The organism is Thermococcus marinus (assembly GCF_055389025.1).
Map to the genome: position 1 here is coordinate 1,754,367 of NZ_AP042417.1, position 12,525 is coordinate 1,766,891.

Below are 12,525 nucleotides of genomic sequence, written 5' to 3' on the forward strand. Positions count from 1 at the left end.
AATGGGAATTATTCACCGCTTAAACACCCTAACGTCAACGACCACGTGCCAGACGCCGGGGGCGTAGCGCTTGATAATCAGCTCGTTAAGCTTCTCGGCCTCGTAGCCATATTCTCTCGCTATCCTCCTGAAGGTCGCAAAGGGCTCATCGGGCATCAACCTCTCGGGAACGGTGTTGTGGTAATGGATAATCGCCTCGTCCTTCGCTATGCTTAAGGCCTTCGGTATGAACTCAGCAGTCCTGACGACGTAGCCCATCAAAACCCTGTCGGCTATGTTTTCAGCGGGAAAGTTGCGGTTGTCGATGTTGTAGGGCGTCATCAGGTCCTGGACGTTGTTCAGCCAGATGCTTTCCACCAAAAAGCGGAATGTGTAGGGGTCCTTTTCAATCGCTATGACCCTCGCCCCCTTGTGGACGGCCATAGGGAGGCTTAGATGGCCTATTCCCGCGAACATGTCAACGACCAGCTCGCCCGGTCTTGCCACCTCCGCCATTCTGACGCGCTCCTTGACGTTGGCCGGTGAGAACATGACCTTCGCCACGTCAAGCTTGTATTTGACGCCGTTCTCAACGTGAACGGTAACGGTGTCCCCGCCGTAGAGAACCTCGTAGTCCGGCTTCCTGGTTTCGCCGTGTATGTGGCCCTTCCTGAGGACGGTTTTAACGCCTAAAACTTCCGCGTAAACCTCGGCTATCCTGTGTTTGTAGGGCTCAAGCTCCGGCCGGAGGGGCAGAATCAGGACGTCGCCAATCTGGACCCAGTGCTTGGGGAGCAAATTAACCAGCCCGGCCGGAAGCTCCTTCGAGAGTATCTCCCGTATGCGGGGCTTTATGACCTGGGTTCTCCTTGCGCGCATATTTCTCCCTTCGTCAAAAAGCGATAAGAAAGCTTTAAAAACTTAAAGGACGGATTTAAAATGAGAACCATCGGAGGTCGATGATGGATATGGAGGACGAGCCCCCGAGTAGTGGGCTGTTTTCAAGGCTCTTTAAGAGGGAAGAGGCACTTCTTGAGCAGAGGCTGAGCGAAGAGGCGTACGAGGAATACCGCAGGCTTCTCATGCGGGCCAGGCCCGATGTAAAGGGCTCAAAGCTGGTGCTCAACCTCGCCGACGGGGTCGTTGAGCTGGACCGGGGGGTATTGAGGGTCAGGGCAAAGAACAAGAAGTCCGCCGAGAAGATTTTGAGGAACCTCCACCACTACGAGCAACCCCCGAGCATCTGGCCGGCATACGGGCTTAGCTATTCTATTAAAAGGAAGAGACGTATGGTTCTTTGAGCCAGCGGAAGCTTTAAATTCTTCCCTTCTACCTTCCTTCGCGGATGACGACCCTTGCCCAGTCTGAACTGTGATGACGTCGGTATTAGCTGACGCAAGGGCGGCGAGGTTCGCGGGCCGATGACCCGCCCGCTGGAGGGAAGAGACGTGGAGAACAACGGAAGTGCTGAAAACGACGGGCTGATAGAGTTCTACGCGAGCGAAGCCCTGACCTGTCCGAGGAGGATATACTTCCGGCTGAAGGGCTACCCCCAGAGATGGCCCGAGAACGTGAGGGTTAGGCTCAATCAGGGGGTTAAAACCCACGAAATTCTCGGGCAGATTCTGAGCAGACGCTTTGGCTTCGAACTTGAGAGGCATCTCGTCCTCCGCTCAAGGAAGCTCGGCTTTGAGATTCACGGCAGGATTGACGCCTTCAGGGAGTTCCCCATCGAGATTAAGGGCAAGACCAGCCTCCCGAAGGTGCCCTACGACTACCACCTGGCCCAGCTCAACGTCTACCTCCGCTGGGCCGAGGCCGAATACGGATACCTATACTATATTAAGCTCCACGAAGAGCCCACGAAAATAATCGGCAAGCTCGACATGTCGAACTTTCCGGTCATCAAGGGGCCGAACTTTAAGGCGTTTGAAATCCCCTACGACGGCAAGCTCTTCAAGGAAACGCTCAGGCACTTCTACTCGGTGAAGAAGGCCTACGAAAAGGGGAAACCCCCAGAAGGCTGGAGAAGCTACGCCTGTCGCTTTTGCCCCTACCGCTACCTGTGCTATCCTGGAGAAGAGTGAATTTTGTGTGGTAATCACAAATTTCTGGCCAATCTTTGAGGTTGGTGACCGCAAAGCTACACCCCCATCACAACCCACCTGAGCCCGTTATCAACCACCGCCTCAATGAGCCTGCGGTTGTAGAGTTCAGCTATAAGGGCCCGAAGGAGCACGAGGTTCAGGGCGAGCTTTTGAGGCAAGGATGAACGGAATCTCCGGGTTCCTTCAATGCTATGATATCAGAAACCAAGAACCAATCAATAAAAGGCTTTGGAAGGAAAGGAAGAGAGGCATCAGACGTGCCTGGCGTAGAGGGTCTTCCTGCCCTCGGCCTTGGCCCTCTTGACGGCCTTCTCGACGAGAACCTTGAGCTCCTCCTCAAGGGCGTCGTAGAACTCCGGGCTGACCCTCATCTCGGGATCGAGGTTCTTAACGAGCTCCTTAACCTTGGACTTAACAAGCATCTCAGCCATTTTACACACCTCCTTCTACGGCCCGTAAGGCCACCCTTAGTTCACCGTCCCCCTTTATAACTTTTCTCCTCCGAGCGCGCCCGGAAGAACGGAAAAGGTTAAATCAACCACACGTAACCGGATATGGGGTAGAGAAAATGAGGAGGCTCGCTCTAATCGATGGAGAGCACTATCCTCCCGTAACGCGCTGGGCACTGGAGAGACTTGGAAATGTGTGCTGTGCCGTGTTTCTCGGCGGTAGCGAGAAGATAGGCTCGCCCGAAAGGCTTGAAGAAGAGCTCGGGGTTAGGATTTACTTTGGGGGCGATCCCCTGAGAGCCATTGAGCTGGCCCTCTCCGAGAACGATATCGATGAGGTAGTCGACCTGAGCGACGAGCCGGTTGTGGACTACGAAATGAGGTTTAGGATAGCCTCGATATGCCTGCGCAGGGGAGTTGCATACAGGGGCGCGGACTTCGCGTTCACTCCCGGGGAGCTTATACGGCCAAAGAAGCCAACCATAAGCATTCTCGGCCTTGGAAAACGCGTTGGAAAGACCGCAGTGGGCGGCTTCGTTGCGAGGGTCTTGAAGGAGAAATACCGGCCCGTGGTTGTTACGATGGGCAGAGGGGGCCCGGAAGAGCCCGAGCTCATAGACGGCGAGAGGGAAGAGCTGACCCCCGAGAACCTCCTAAAACTCGCGGAGATGGGCAAGCACGCCGCTTCGGACCACTACGAGGACGCCCTCGTCGCGGGGGTAACGACCGTCGGGTGCCGTCGCTGTGGAGGGGGAATGGCGGGATTCCCGTTCTTCCACATAGTCCACGAGGGGATAAAGCTCGCCGAGGAGCTTCCCCACGACATCATCGTCGCGGAGGGCAGTGGCGCCACGATTCCTCCCGTGAGGGCAGACGGGTACATCACAGTCCTCAGCACCCTCCAGCCGAGGGAGACGGTAGAGGGCTTCTTCGGGCCCTTCCGGATTGGGCTGGCGGACATCGCCGTAATCACGATGGCGGACGTTGAGCCGAAAAAGGCCAAGGAGTTCGCTGACTTCATAGAAAAAGTCAATCCCACGGCTGACGTCCATCTGGTCCGGTTTGTGCCGAAGCCCCTCGGAGACGTCTCAGAAAAGAGGGTCGCGCTCTTCATGACGTCAGAGAAAGCCGCTGGCGAGGCAGTTGGGGACATCGAGGGCATGGGTGCAGAGGTCGTCTTTACAAGCGGAAACCTCTCAAGGAGGCCCGCCCTCAGGAAAGACCTTGAAAGGCTCGAAGGGGAAGGAAGCGTTGATGCAGTCCTCGTTGAACTAAAGGCAGCGGCGGTTGACGTCGTAACGAAGTGGGCCCTTGGACAGGACATTGAGGTAATCTACCTCGCCAACGAGCCCGAGAACGTGGACGGCAAGAACCTGCGTGAAGCCGTCCTGGAGCTTGCCAGGAGGGTGACGGGAAGATGATGGTCGTCATAGACCCAGAAAAGAAAATCCAGCTGCCGTTTTCGAGGGGAATCCTCACTCGCTCTATAACCCTGGCGGGCGTTGACGTCGGAACAGCCTACGTCATAGCACACGAAGTCCAGATGGAGCTTATCAGGAGGAGAAAGCGTTTTGTGAGCACGGAAGAGATAAGGGAGCTCACTTACAAGAAGCTCCTTGAGCACGGCCTTAAGAAGGAAGCCGAGCGCTACCTTTTCTGGCGCGAGTTCAAGCGCAAAAAGATTCCGCTCGTTGTCCTCCTTGGGGGCGTTACCGGCGTTGGAAAGTCAACCATAGCCACGGAGCTGGCGTTCAGGCTGTCGATAAGGACCATAATCGGGACTGACACAGTAAGGGAAGTCATGAGGAAGATAATCGCGAAGGAGCTGTTGCCCGACCTCCACGCCTCCTCCTTCATGGCGTGGCGCACGCTGAAGGGCTCAGGCGGTATAATCGAGGGTTTTGAAAACCAAGTGAGACACGTCTCGGTGGGAGTTAAGGCCGTTCTTGACAGGGCTCAGCGCGAGGGCATGAACGCCATAATCGAGGGAATCCACCTAGTGCCTGGGTTTATAGAGCCCGGAGAGAACACCTTCATGTACGTCCTGGCCGTGAGCGACAGGAAAGTCCTTGAAAGCCACTTCTACGAGCGCTCCCGCTACAGCAAGCGGCCGGCGGAGTACTACATTAAACACCTAGATGAGATACTGTTGCTCCAGGACTACATAGTGGAGAAAGCTAGAGAGCACGGGGTGAAGGTCATAGAGAACGTTGAGCTCGAAAAGACGGTTGATGAGATAATGGAAGACCTCATGAACCGCCTGCGCGAGGCCCTTTGAGCTTCCACACTCCAAGGAGCCTCCTGCTTCCCCAGGTCGCCTGGACTTCGAAGGCTATCACCATGCAGGGGTAGATGTCTATTACGTTGAAGCTGTTTCCGAAGGGGTTCCTGTGGAGCTCCCAGCTGACGGAACCCGCGTTTATGATTATCGTCCTTTCAACGCGAACCGCGAAGGCGTTGCCCCCGTGCCCTGTGAGGACAAGCTCCACGCCCTTCTCCGTCAGGAGCTTCAGCACGTCGCCGGCGTCCTCAAGAAAGCCGCGCTCCCTGCTCTTCGGAATCGGGACGACGTTGTGGTGCATGAAGACGACCTTGAAGTTCTCCGCGTTCTCAATTTCTTTTTCAAGTTTCTTCTGACCGAACCTGCCGACCACGCCTATCTCCGTCTCGTACTGGGGTGTTGATACTGGAATGAACGTAAACTCCCCAATGGAGACCGTTTCTGGCTCTCCAAAGTACTCGGGAAAGAGTTCATAGCCAAGATACGTCATGTCGCTGTGGCCTGGCACAATTAGTTTGGGTGCCTCAATCTTCTCCCAGAACTCGACAGCCTTCTGGAAGTTCCGCTCGATGCCCATGTCAACGAGGTCGCCGTTGTGGATAACAAGATCCGGCTTCAGATTGTCGTTTATCAGGTTCACGACGTTCTCGAGGACTTTTCTCCTGAAATAGACCCTGTCCGAGACCTTGGTCTCGCTGAGCTGGACTATCCTGAAGAGCCTCTTCCCCCTCGGAACGAAGAGCTTTGGTCTTACTGGCTTGTGTTCCGCTCTAACTTCCTCACCCGTCAGGCGCCTTATCGTGACTTCGGCCTTCCCATCGTCGTGGATTGTAACTATGTTGTAGCTGTTGACGTCTCCCCGCCTCGTCTTTCTGCAGGACGCACACCCCGCGTTCACCACGACGAGGTCTTCGACCCGGTAGACGTTGGGGACGTGTTTGTGGCCGCAGAGGTAGAGAGTCACGTCGTGCCTGAGGAGCAGGTCAAGGACGTCTCCAGCGTTGTAGAGGACGTTCCTCTCTCGCCCCGTGTTCGGGAGCGGGACGAGGTGGTGATGAGCGGCAACTATCTTTATTCTCCTGTCGGAGTACTCCTCTAGCTTTTTCTTCAGCCAGCGGAACTTGTGCTTTCCAATTCTGCCGTCGCTAAGGTCGGGTATCGTCGAGTCGACCCATATAAGAACCCCGTCCTTGAACTCGTAGACACCGTTAAGGGGCCCTATGAACTTCTCGAAAAGGTCGTAGCCCACGTTCCTGACGTCGTGGTTTCCGGGGACGACAACAAGAGGTTTTCGAATCTTTTTGAGCTCATACTCGGCCCTCTCGTACTCCTCGCGGAGCCCATTGTTGGTGACGTCTCCAGTGTGGACGACGAAGTCGAAGTTCAGTCGGTTCACTTCGTTGGATATGAGGTCGTAGGCGTAGCCTTTGTAGGCGCTCTCACCGGTTATGTGGGTGTCGCTTATGTGGGCTATCCGAATCATAGGCATCACTCCGCCGCTATGGCAGTTTCGAGCTTCCGCCTGCTCGCGGTCAGAAGGTCGCTGAGGCTGAATATTCCCACAATCTTCCCGTTCTCGCTTATGAGAATGTGCTTTATCCGCTTCTTGGCCATTGTGTCAAGGACTTCCCTGAGAGGAGCGTTTGCGTCGGCGGTGATCAGCTTCTTGGTCATTATCTCCCTGACTGGTGTCGTGTTGGGCTTTCCGGGAATGACCACGCGCCGTATTATGTCGGTCTTCGTGAAGAAGCCCACGACTTCGCCGTTCTCCACTACGACGAGAGAGCCGATGTCGAACTCCATCATGACCTCACAGGCCCTCTTCACGGGGTCGTCCGGTGAAACTCCAATTAGCTTTCTCGTCATGTACACTCTAATCGGGGCGTTCTCGTCCATGGGATCACCTCAGGGAAAAGCGTTCGATTTTACCCGGTGTTATCAGGTATGCGGTTCCGTTCTGAACTCCTTTCCAGCCCGCATCGTGGTAGAGCTCCAGCGTTGAGCTGGCCACTGCAAAAACACCATCCCCCTCAAGCTCAATGAGCCTCGCGTAGTCTCTGTGTGCCTCGTTCTCCCGGTATTTCTCCACCATGTATGCCGTCAAGAAGGCCCTCCAGCTCCCGTCTGGAAGCAGGAACAGTGTGGCAGTGTTGAAGGTGCTCTTTGCCAGCGATGCCCCAATCGAGTAGTGCCTTAACAGTTCGTCCTTTTCCAGTCTCTGGAGGGCCCGGCAGAGGTACACGGAAAATGCGTAGCTGTCCGAAACTTCCCTCAGGTCGTTTTCGTCGAAGCCAGCCAGCTCTATGACCTTATCCTTGTGCAGGTCGCCGTTGTGTAGGAACCAGAAGGAAAAGCCGCGTCTCGTCGAGAACGCAAAAGGCTGGACGTTAAAGAGGCCGAGCGAGCCCTGAGTAGATGCCCTGGCGTGGGCTAGGAGGACTACTTCCTTGGCCCCTGAAAGGAGCTTGGTGAGTCTCAGAAACCCCTCCTCATCTTCAAAAATCGGGGCTGACGAGCGGTAGTGGTGCACGGCCCCGCCCACAAGGAGGACGTAGCCCCACCCGTCGCGGTGCTGCTTCCTCCCGCTCCGCTTCATGCGGTACGGGTCGTTCTCGGCGGAACTTCTGAGCGCCTCGGCGAGAGGCCAGAGTGATTTTCCCCTGCCCGTTGCAAAGAGTATCCTGCACACGGCCTTCACCCTGAATTTTTATATCACTCAACCCCAAAAGCTTTTAGGTCGGGCCCGCTAACCCCAGAACAGGTGAAGAGATGGAGCGTGCAGTCCTCAACGTCATGTCGCGGATTGGTATGCACCGGACACTCTACGAGAAGAACGAGGAGGCCGTGAAGCAACACCTCATCGGCGAGATAATGAGCGCTCTGGGCTGGGACTGGAACAACCCGGAGGAAGTTAGACCCGAGGAGAGGACGGAGGACGGAAGGGCGGACTACGCGCTCCTGATTAACGGTGAGATTGTCGCGTTCCTTGAGGCAAAGAACCTGTCCGTGAACGTCATAAAGAGGGACGAGCCCCTGCGACAGCTCGCCCGCTACTGCTTCAGCAGGGGAGTCAGGTACGGCATCCTCACGAACGGCGCAAAGTGGGTGGTCGTCAAGGCCTTCGCCGAGGGCACTTCGCTCAGGGACAGGATCCTCTTCACGGTGGATTTGGAGGAGGAACCCCTTGAGAGGGCTATCATAAAGCTCTCTCTCCTGTCCAAGGAGAATATAAGGAAGCTGGAGCGCCTTGCGACGCTCTTGACGGCCTTTGAGATGACGTACAAAAGCCTGCTAAACGAGGGCTTTGAAGAAGAAGCCCTTCTGAACTACCTCCGGACAAGGGGTCAGCCTTCTGTAGTGCCCGCTGCCAAGCTTTCGGGCGTTGAAGTGCCGAAGGCCGTTTACGTCTACGAAGACGGCTGGAAGCCCCTCCCCCTCGGGGACAGAAGCCTGAAGGGGGCGCTCCTGGCGGTGCTCGACTATCTTGAGGGGAGGTCAAGCGGAGAAAAGCGGGAAGAGGTTAGAAAAGCCAAGAAACTGCTCTCCAAGATGGAGCTTCCGCCAGAAAAGGTCGTCATTCTCCTCAGGGAGATAGAAAAGGACGAAGGACTGAGGATAGGGGTGGAGGTTTAGACGACCTTCCACAGCTCATCGCTCTCGGGCCTCCACGCGGGCCTTTCTTCACCGTCTTCCACTAGAACCCGTTTGTCCTCCGCCAAAAACTCCCCTATGATGCTCGCGGTTATTCCTCTGGCCATCAGCTCCTCGACGACCTTCTTCGCAAGGTCCCTCGGAACGGCGGCCAGGAGAACGCCCGAGCTTATCAGCCCAAGCGGGTTTAGGTGAAGGTAGTTACAGAGAACCTTGGTCTCCTCGCGGATTGGAATCCTCTCCGCGTAGACCCTGAACCCCAGGCCGGAGGCGTCGGCCATCTCGTGGAGCCCGTTCAGTACTCCGCCCTCGGTGGGGTCGTGCATCGCGTTTGCGAACTTCCTGAGAACCCTCGCCTCCGGGAGGACGCTCAGGTACTCGATAAGGGACGATGCCCGCTCAAGGAACTCCTCTCCGAGTATTGGGGCGAGTCTCTCCCTCAGCTCTTCCGCAATTATTGAGGTCCCCTCAACGCCGGCCCACTTTGTCATCACTATCGCGTCTCCCGGCTTCGCACCGTTGGGGCTTACGAGCCTCTCCGCCTCACCGAGCATCGTCCCAACGACTATTGGCCTGTCGAGACCCGGAGTAATCTCCGTATGGCCGCCAACAACCGCAACGCCAAGCCTTTCAGCCTCATTCGAGATTTCTTCGATTATCTCATCCAGAAGCCCCTCGTCGGCGTTCTCCGGCAGGAGTATCGTCGTAAGGAACCATCTTGGCTCTGCACCCATAACGGCGACGTCATTGGCGTTAACGTGGACTGCGTAGAAGCCAATCCTCTTTGTAGCACCCGTTATCGGGTCGCTTGAGGCAACGAGAGTCCCGTCTACCCTCATCGCCGCGCCGTCTATTCCGGTGCCGGGCCCTACAATAACGCCCTTCCCCTTTGAGGGGAGCCTTGAGAGGACGAGCTTTTCAAGGAGTTCTGGCGGGAGTTTTCCGGGCTTCATACAACCACCAAAGGGAGTTGGAGGAGGAAAAGAAAAGCCTTTAGGTGTAGTAGTACTCGCCCCTCTCCTTCTGCTCCCTGTCCTTGACGGAGCCTTCCTTGTTGGCCCTCGGCCTTCCCGTCTCTGGGTCGCGCCTGAAGGTTACCCCGACCGATGCCAGGAAGCGGTTCATACCCTCACGCATGCCCATCGGCCTGCTCGCCTTACCGAACTTGCCGGGCTCGCCCTCGAATACAATCAGCCTGTCGCTCAGGTAATCAACCATCATAACGTCGTGCTCGACTATAAGCGCGGTCTTCTCGTTCTTGGCCATCAGCGAGCGGATTGCCTTCGAGACGGCCAGCCTCTGCTCGACGTCGAGATGCGCTGAGGGCTCGTCGAGGAGGTACAGGTCGGCATCGCGGAGCAGGCAGGCCACTATGGCAACGCGCTGGAGCTCACCACCTGAGAGGTCGTTGACGTTCTTGTCGTAGAGCTCCGGAATCCCGAGCGGGTTCAGGAGCTCGCTCTTGTAGAAACTGCTCATGAGCTTGCCCGCGTCAATCTTGCTGAGGAGCTCGTAAACGGTTCCATCGTAGTCGGTCTTTATGTACTGGGGTTTATAGCTCACCGTCAGGGACCAGTCTATCTCGCCTTCAGTGGGCTTCTCGACTCCCGCTAACATCTTCACAAAGGTAGTCTTACCGATTCCGTTCGGGCCGACGATTCCGACGACCTCACCGACGTAGAGCTCTCCGCCCTCTGCCTCAAGCCTGAAAGAGCCGTAGTCCTTAACGAGACTCGGATACTCGACGAGGATATCTCCCTCCTGGCTCTTGCGCTCGCTCTTCTTGCTGAAGTTTATCTCGTAGGGCCTGAACCTGACGTTCTCGTCCCTCAAATAGCCCCTGAGGAACTCGTTTATGCCGTTTCTTGTTGATTTGGGCTGGGAGAATATACCGTAGGCGCCTGGCTTACCGTAGACGACGTGAATAATGTCGCTCATGTAGTCGAGGATAGCAAGGTCGTGCTCAACGGTTAAGACGTTCTTGCCCGACTCGGCGAGCTTCCTTATGATTTTCGCAATCCTGAGCCTCTGCCTTATGTCGAGGTAGCTCGACGGCTCATCGAAGAAGTAGAACTCCACGTTCCTGAGGAGGGCCGCGGCTATGGCCACGCGCTGGAGCTCACCACCTGAGAGGTGCCCTATATCCCTGTCGAGTATGTTCTCAAGCTCAAGCTCTCTCACAACTTCTTCAAACTTCCCGCTCTCGTCCGCCCTCTTGAGGAGGTCCCGAACTTTGCCCTTCACGGCCTTGGGGATTAAGTCAACGTACTGGGGCTTGACGACGGGGCGGATTTCCCTGTTCTTCAGCCTCTCGAAGTAGTTCTGGAGCTCGTTTCCGCGGAAGGCCTTGATGACGTTGTCCCAGCTGTCGTTGTCGCCGCAGAGGTTCGGCAGGAGCTGGCCGGAGAGTATCTTAACGGCCGTGGTCTTACCGGTTCCGTTCGGACCGAGGATACCGACGACCATGCCCTCCTTGACGACGGGGAGGCGGTAGAGGACGAAGCCGTTTATTCCGTAGCGGTGGACGCAACCTTCCTCAAGCTCCTCCGGGAGGTTCACGATGGTTATCGCGTTGAAGGGGCACTTATGGACACAGATTCCACAGCCGGTACAGCTAGCTTCCTGTATGACCGGCCGGTAGTTCTCCTCGTCTATGATTATCGCCTCGCCGCCCATTCGGTTGACGGGACAGACGCGCTCGCAGAGGAAGTGACCGCACTTGTCCGGGTTGCACTTGTCGTAGTCGATGACCGCTATCCTCATCTCTCACCACCGGGCTAAGCTGAGGGCGAGGATTTTAAAGGGTTGCGGGAAAGGGGAAGTGACCACAAGCGGGGGTGTTCGTTTGGCGGGCTGGCTGAGAACCATCAAAAAGTCTTTCTGGCTCGTGTTCACCCTCCTTCCGCCGGTGGTCATGCTCTTGAGGAATGAAATCGGAATCTTGAGGTCTTTGGAAAGTACGGCCGAGTACCTGTCGTTCCTCGCGGCATCGGCGATTTCATTGCTGGTGTTCTCCGTCGGGGCGGCATGGAAGGAAGGTAAAAATCCCAAGAGCACGGTAGGAGGGTTTTTGAGGACCTATGTTCTCAACCTCGTCAAGGGAGAGGTGTACACACTTCCCAGCGTGGCCTTTTTTGTCCTCATGACCGCCGTCCTGGCGGCGTGGCTTCCCGACAGCTTTGAGAACGGGAACTTTGTCCTGGCCACGGGGGCAATCTTTTACCTGGCCGCACTGGTGTTTGGTCTTTACTGGGTACACGAAAGGCCCAGAGAAAGCAGGGAGCTGGTGCCGACCAGGTATCTGGCCACTGCCCTGAGCAGGCTCTCAAGCTGGAGCGCAAAGGAGCTCTGGAGAAAGGACTGCGAGAGCATAATCGAAAACGACGGGAGCATGAACATTCTACCTCTCGCGGTGGCAATAGCGTTTCACATCGAGAAGCTGGAGAGGGTTTATATATTCAGCTCAAGGCAGAACGAGGAGAAACCAATCAAAACAATAATCAGGAACGGGAAGCCGACGGTAAACGAGGAGGAGAAAACTTTCCTCGAAAATCCGCCGGAGGAGCTGAGAGCTTTCCTTAAGGACCTCAATCCATTCCAGAGGAAGATGGCCGTGTTCTTCGCCAAGCTCTCGCGGTGCCTTTCAGAACGGGGGTATTCTGTGAAGTTCAGAATACACTGGAGACGCGAGAAGGACAAATTCTCGGGACAAACTACTGTGGTCGGTAACGGAAAGAGAACCATTGACGTCGTTTTCGTGCCGAACGTTCCATACGAAAACATAAAGGAGGCCAGGGAGATAATATCGAACACGATGAGAAACATTCGGGGTGATGAGTGGCCGCTCGTAACGTACGACCTCACCATGGGAACCGCCACGATGAGCGTTGCCCTCGCCCTTGAGGCCGTTAAGGAGAAGGCCCAGGCGGAGTACCTGAGGCAGGACGAGACGAACAATGGACGTAAGAACACCCTGACCAGGGTTGACGTGGACCCGCTCTCTCTTCTGGACATAGACGAGGTCATAAGGAGGAGAATGGAGATGAGATGAACCCCT

14 protein-coding genes are annotated in these 12,525 nt (G+C 56.0%); 6 read left to right on the plus strand and 8 right to left on the minus strand.

Translation table 11 applies throughout. The features are described from left to right. Nucleotides 1-12: 12 nt before the first annotated feature. Entirely contained in the window at nucleotides 13-858 is an 846-nt protein-coding gene (gene taw2, locus ACZ5ER_RS09695; RefSeq protein WP_464934322.1) for a tRNA(Phe) (4-demethylwyosine(37)-C(7)) aminocarboxypropyltransferase Taw2, read from the minus strand. 89 nt (nucleotides 859-947) lie between these two features. On the opposite strand from taw2, the gene ACZ5ER_RS09700 reads away from it, so the two are divergent. Beyond that, nucleotides 948-1,280, plus strand: coding sequence for a hypothetical protein (locus ACZ5ER_RS09700; protein WP_050003983.1), 333 nt, complete (start codon nucleotides 948-950; stop codon nucleotides 1,278-1,280). Between the two features lie 120 nt (nucleotides 1,281-1,400). Further along, nucleotides 1,401-2,066 carry a CRISPR-associated protein Cas4 gene (cas4, locus tag ACZ5ER_RS09705; RefSeq protein WP_464934323.1) on the plus strand — a complete coding sequence of 222 codons (666 nt, stop codon included), beginning with the start codon at nucleotides 1,401-1,403 and terminating at the stop codon, nucleotides 2,064-2,066. Nucleotides 2,067-2,122: 56 nt separating this feature from the next. On the opposite strand, the gene ACZ5ER_RS09710 is transcribed toward cas4, so the two are convergent. Together ACZ5ER_RS09710 and ACZ5ER_RS09715 are read right to left on the minus strand one after the other, a co-directional pair. Further along, nucleotides 2,123-2,245 carry a hypothetical protein gene (locus ACZ5ER_RS09710; RefSeq protein WP_394297633.1) on the minus strand — a complete coding sequence of 41 codons (123 nt, stop codon included), beginning with the start codon at nucleotides 2,243-2,245 and terminating at the stop codon, nucleotides 2,123-2,125. A gap of 93 nt (nucleotides 2,246-2,338) precedes the next feature. After that, a complete protein-coding gene (locus tag ACZ5ER_RS09715; RefSeq protein WP_050003726.1) occupies nucleotides 2,339-2,518 on the minus strand; it encodes a hypothetical protein in 180 nt (59 codons plus the stop codon). Nucleotides 2,519-2,655: 137 nt separating this feature from the next. Between ACZ5ER_RS09715 and ACZ5ER_RS09720 the strand changes: the two genes are divergently transcribed. Next, entirely contained in the window at nucleotides 2,656-3,957 is a 1,302-nt protein-coding gene (locus ACZ5ER_RS09720) for a 2,3-diphosphoglycerate synthetase (protein ID WP_464934324.1), read from the plus strand. Further along, nucleotides 3,954-4,814 (plus strand): 2-phosphoglycerate kinase, encoded by an 861-nt coding sequence (locus ACZ5ER_RS09725; protein WP_464934325.1) that lies wholly within the window; start codon nucleotides 3,954-3,956, stop codon nucleotides 4,812-4,814. The genes ACZ5ER_RS09720 and ACZ5ER_RS09725 overlap by 4 nt, the downstream gene beginning before the upstream one ends. Here the strand turns inward: ACZ5ER_RS09725 and ACZ5ER_RS09730 are convergent. The 3 genes from ACZ5ER_RS09730 to ACZ5ER_RS09740 are packed head-to-tail and all read right to left on the minus strand — an operon-like array spanning nucleotide 4,786 to nucleotide 7,515. Further along, nucleotides 4,786-6,300, minus strand: coding sequence for a metallophosphoesterase family protein (locus tag ACZ5ER_RS09730; protein ID WP_464935193.1), 1,515 nt, complete (start codon nucleotides 6,298-6,300; stop codon nucleotides 4,786-4,788). The two genes, ACZ5ER_RS09725 and ACZ5ER_RS09730, sit on opposite strands and share 29 nt — an antisense overlap. A gap of 5 nt (nucleotides 6,301-6,305) precedes the next feature. Continuing rightward, nucleotides 6,306-6,713 carry a CBS domain-containing protein gene (locus ACZ5ER_RS09735; protein ID WP_050003729.1) on the minus strand — a complete coding sequence of 136 codons (408 nt, stop codon included), beginning with the start codon at nucleotides 6,711-6,713 and terminating at the stop codon, nucleotides 6,306-6,308. Between the two features lie 4 nt (nucleotides 6,714-6,717). Next, a complete protein-coding gene (locus ACZ5ER_RS09740) occupies nucleotides 6,718-7,515 on the minus strand; it encodes a class II glutamine amidotransferase (RefSeq protein ID WP_464934326.1) in 798 nt (265 codons plus the stop codon). 71 nt (nucleotides 7,516-7,586) lie between these two features. On the opposite strand from ACZ5ER_RS09740, the gene ACZ5ER_RS09745 reads away from it, so the two are divergent. Further along, a complete protein-coding gene (locus tag ACZ5ER_RS09745) occupies nucleotides 7,587-8,450 on the plus strand; it encodes a type I restriction endonuclease (RefSeq protein ID WP_050003731.1) in 864 nt (287 codons plus the stop codon). Here ACZ5ER_RS09745 and ACZ5ER_RS09750 read toward each other — a convergent pair. Together ACZ5ER_RS09750 and ACZ5ER_RS09755 are read right to left on the minus strand one after the other, a co-directional pair. Next, nucleotides 8,447-9,421 (minus strand): AIR synthase family protein, encoded by a 975-nt coding sequence (locus tag ACZ5ER_RS09750; protein WP_464934327.1) that lies wholly within the window; start codon nucleotides 9,419-9,421, stop codon nucleotides 8,447-8,449. The genes ACZ5ER_RS09745 and ACZ5ER_RS09750 overlap by 4 nt on opposite strands. A gap of 40 nt (nucleotides 9,422-9,461) precedes the next feature. Next, nucleotides 9,462-11,231, minus strand: a complete 1,770-nt coding sequence (locus ACZ5ER_RS09755; protein WP_464934328.1) for a ribosome biogenesis/translation initiation ATPase RLI — start codon at nucleotides 11,229-11,231, stop codon at nucleotides 9,462-9,464. Between the two features lie 82 nt (nucleotides 11,232-11,313). Here ACZ5ER_RS09755 and ACZ5ER_RS09760 point away from each other — a divergent pair, with 82 nt between their 5' ends. After that, nucleotides 11,314-12,519: a hypothetical protein gene (locus ACZ5ER_RS09760; RefSeq protein ID WP_464934329.1), complete on the plus strand. Its 1,206-nt coding sequence runs from the start codon at nucleotides 11,314-11,316 to the stop codon at nucleotides 12,517-12,519. Nucleotides 12,520-12,525 lie beyond the last annotated feature (6 nt).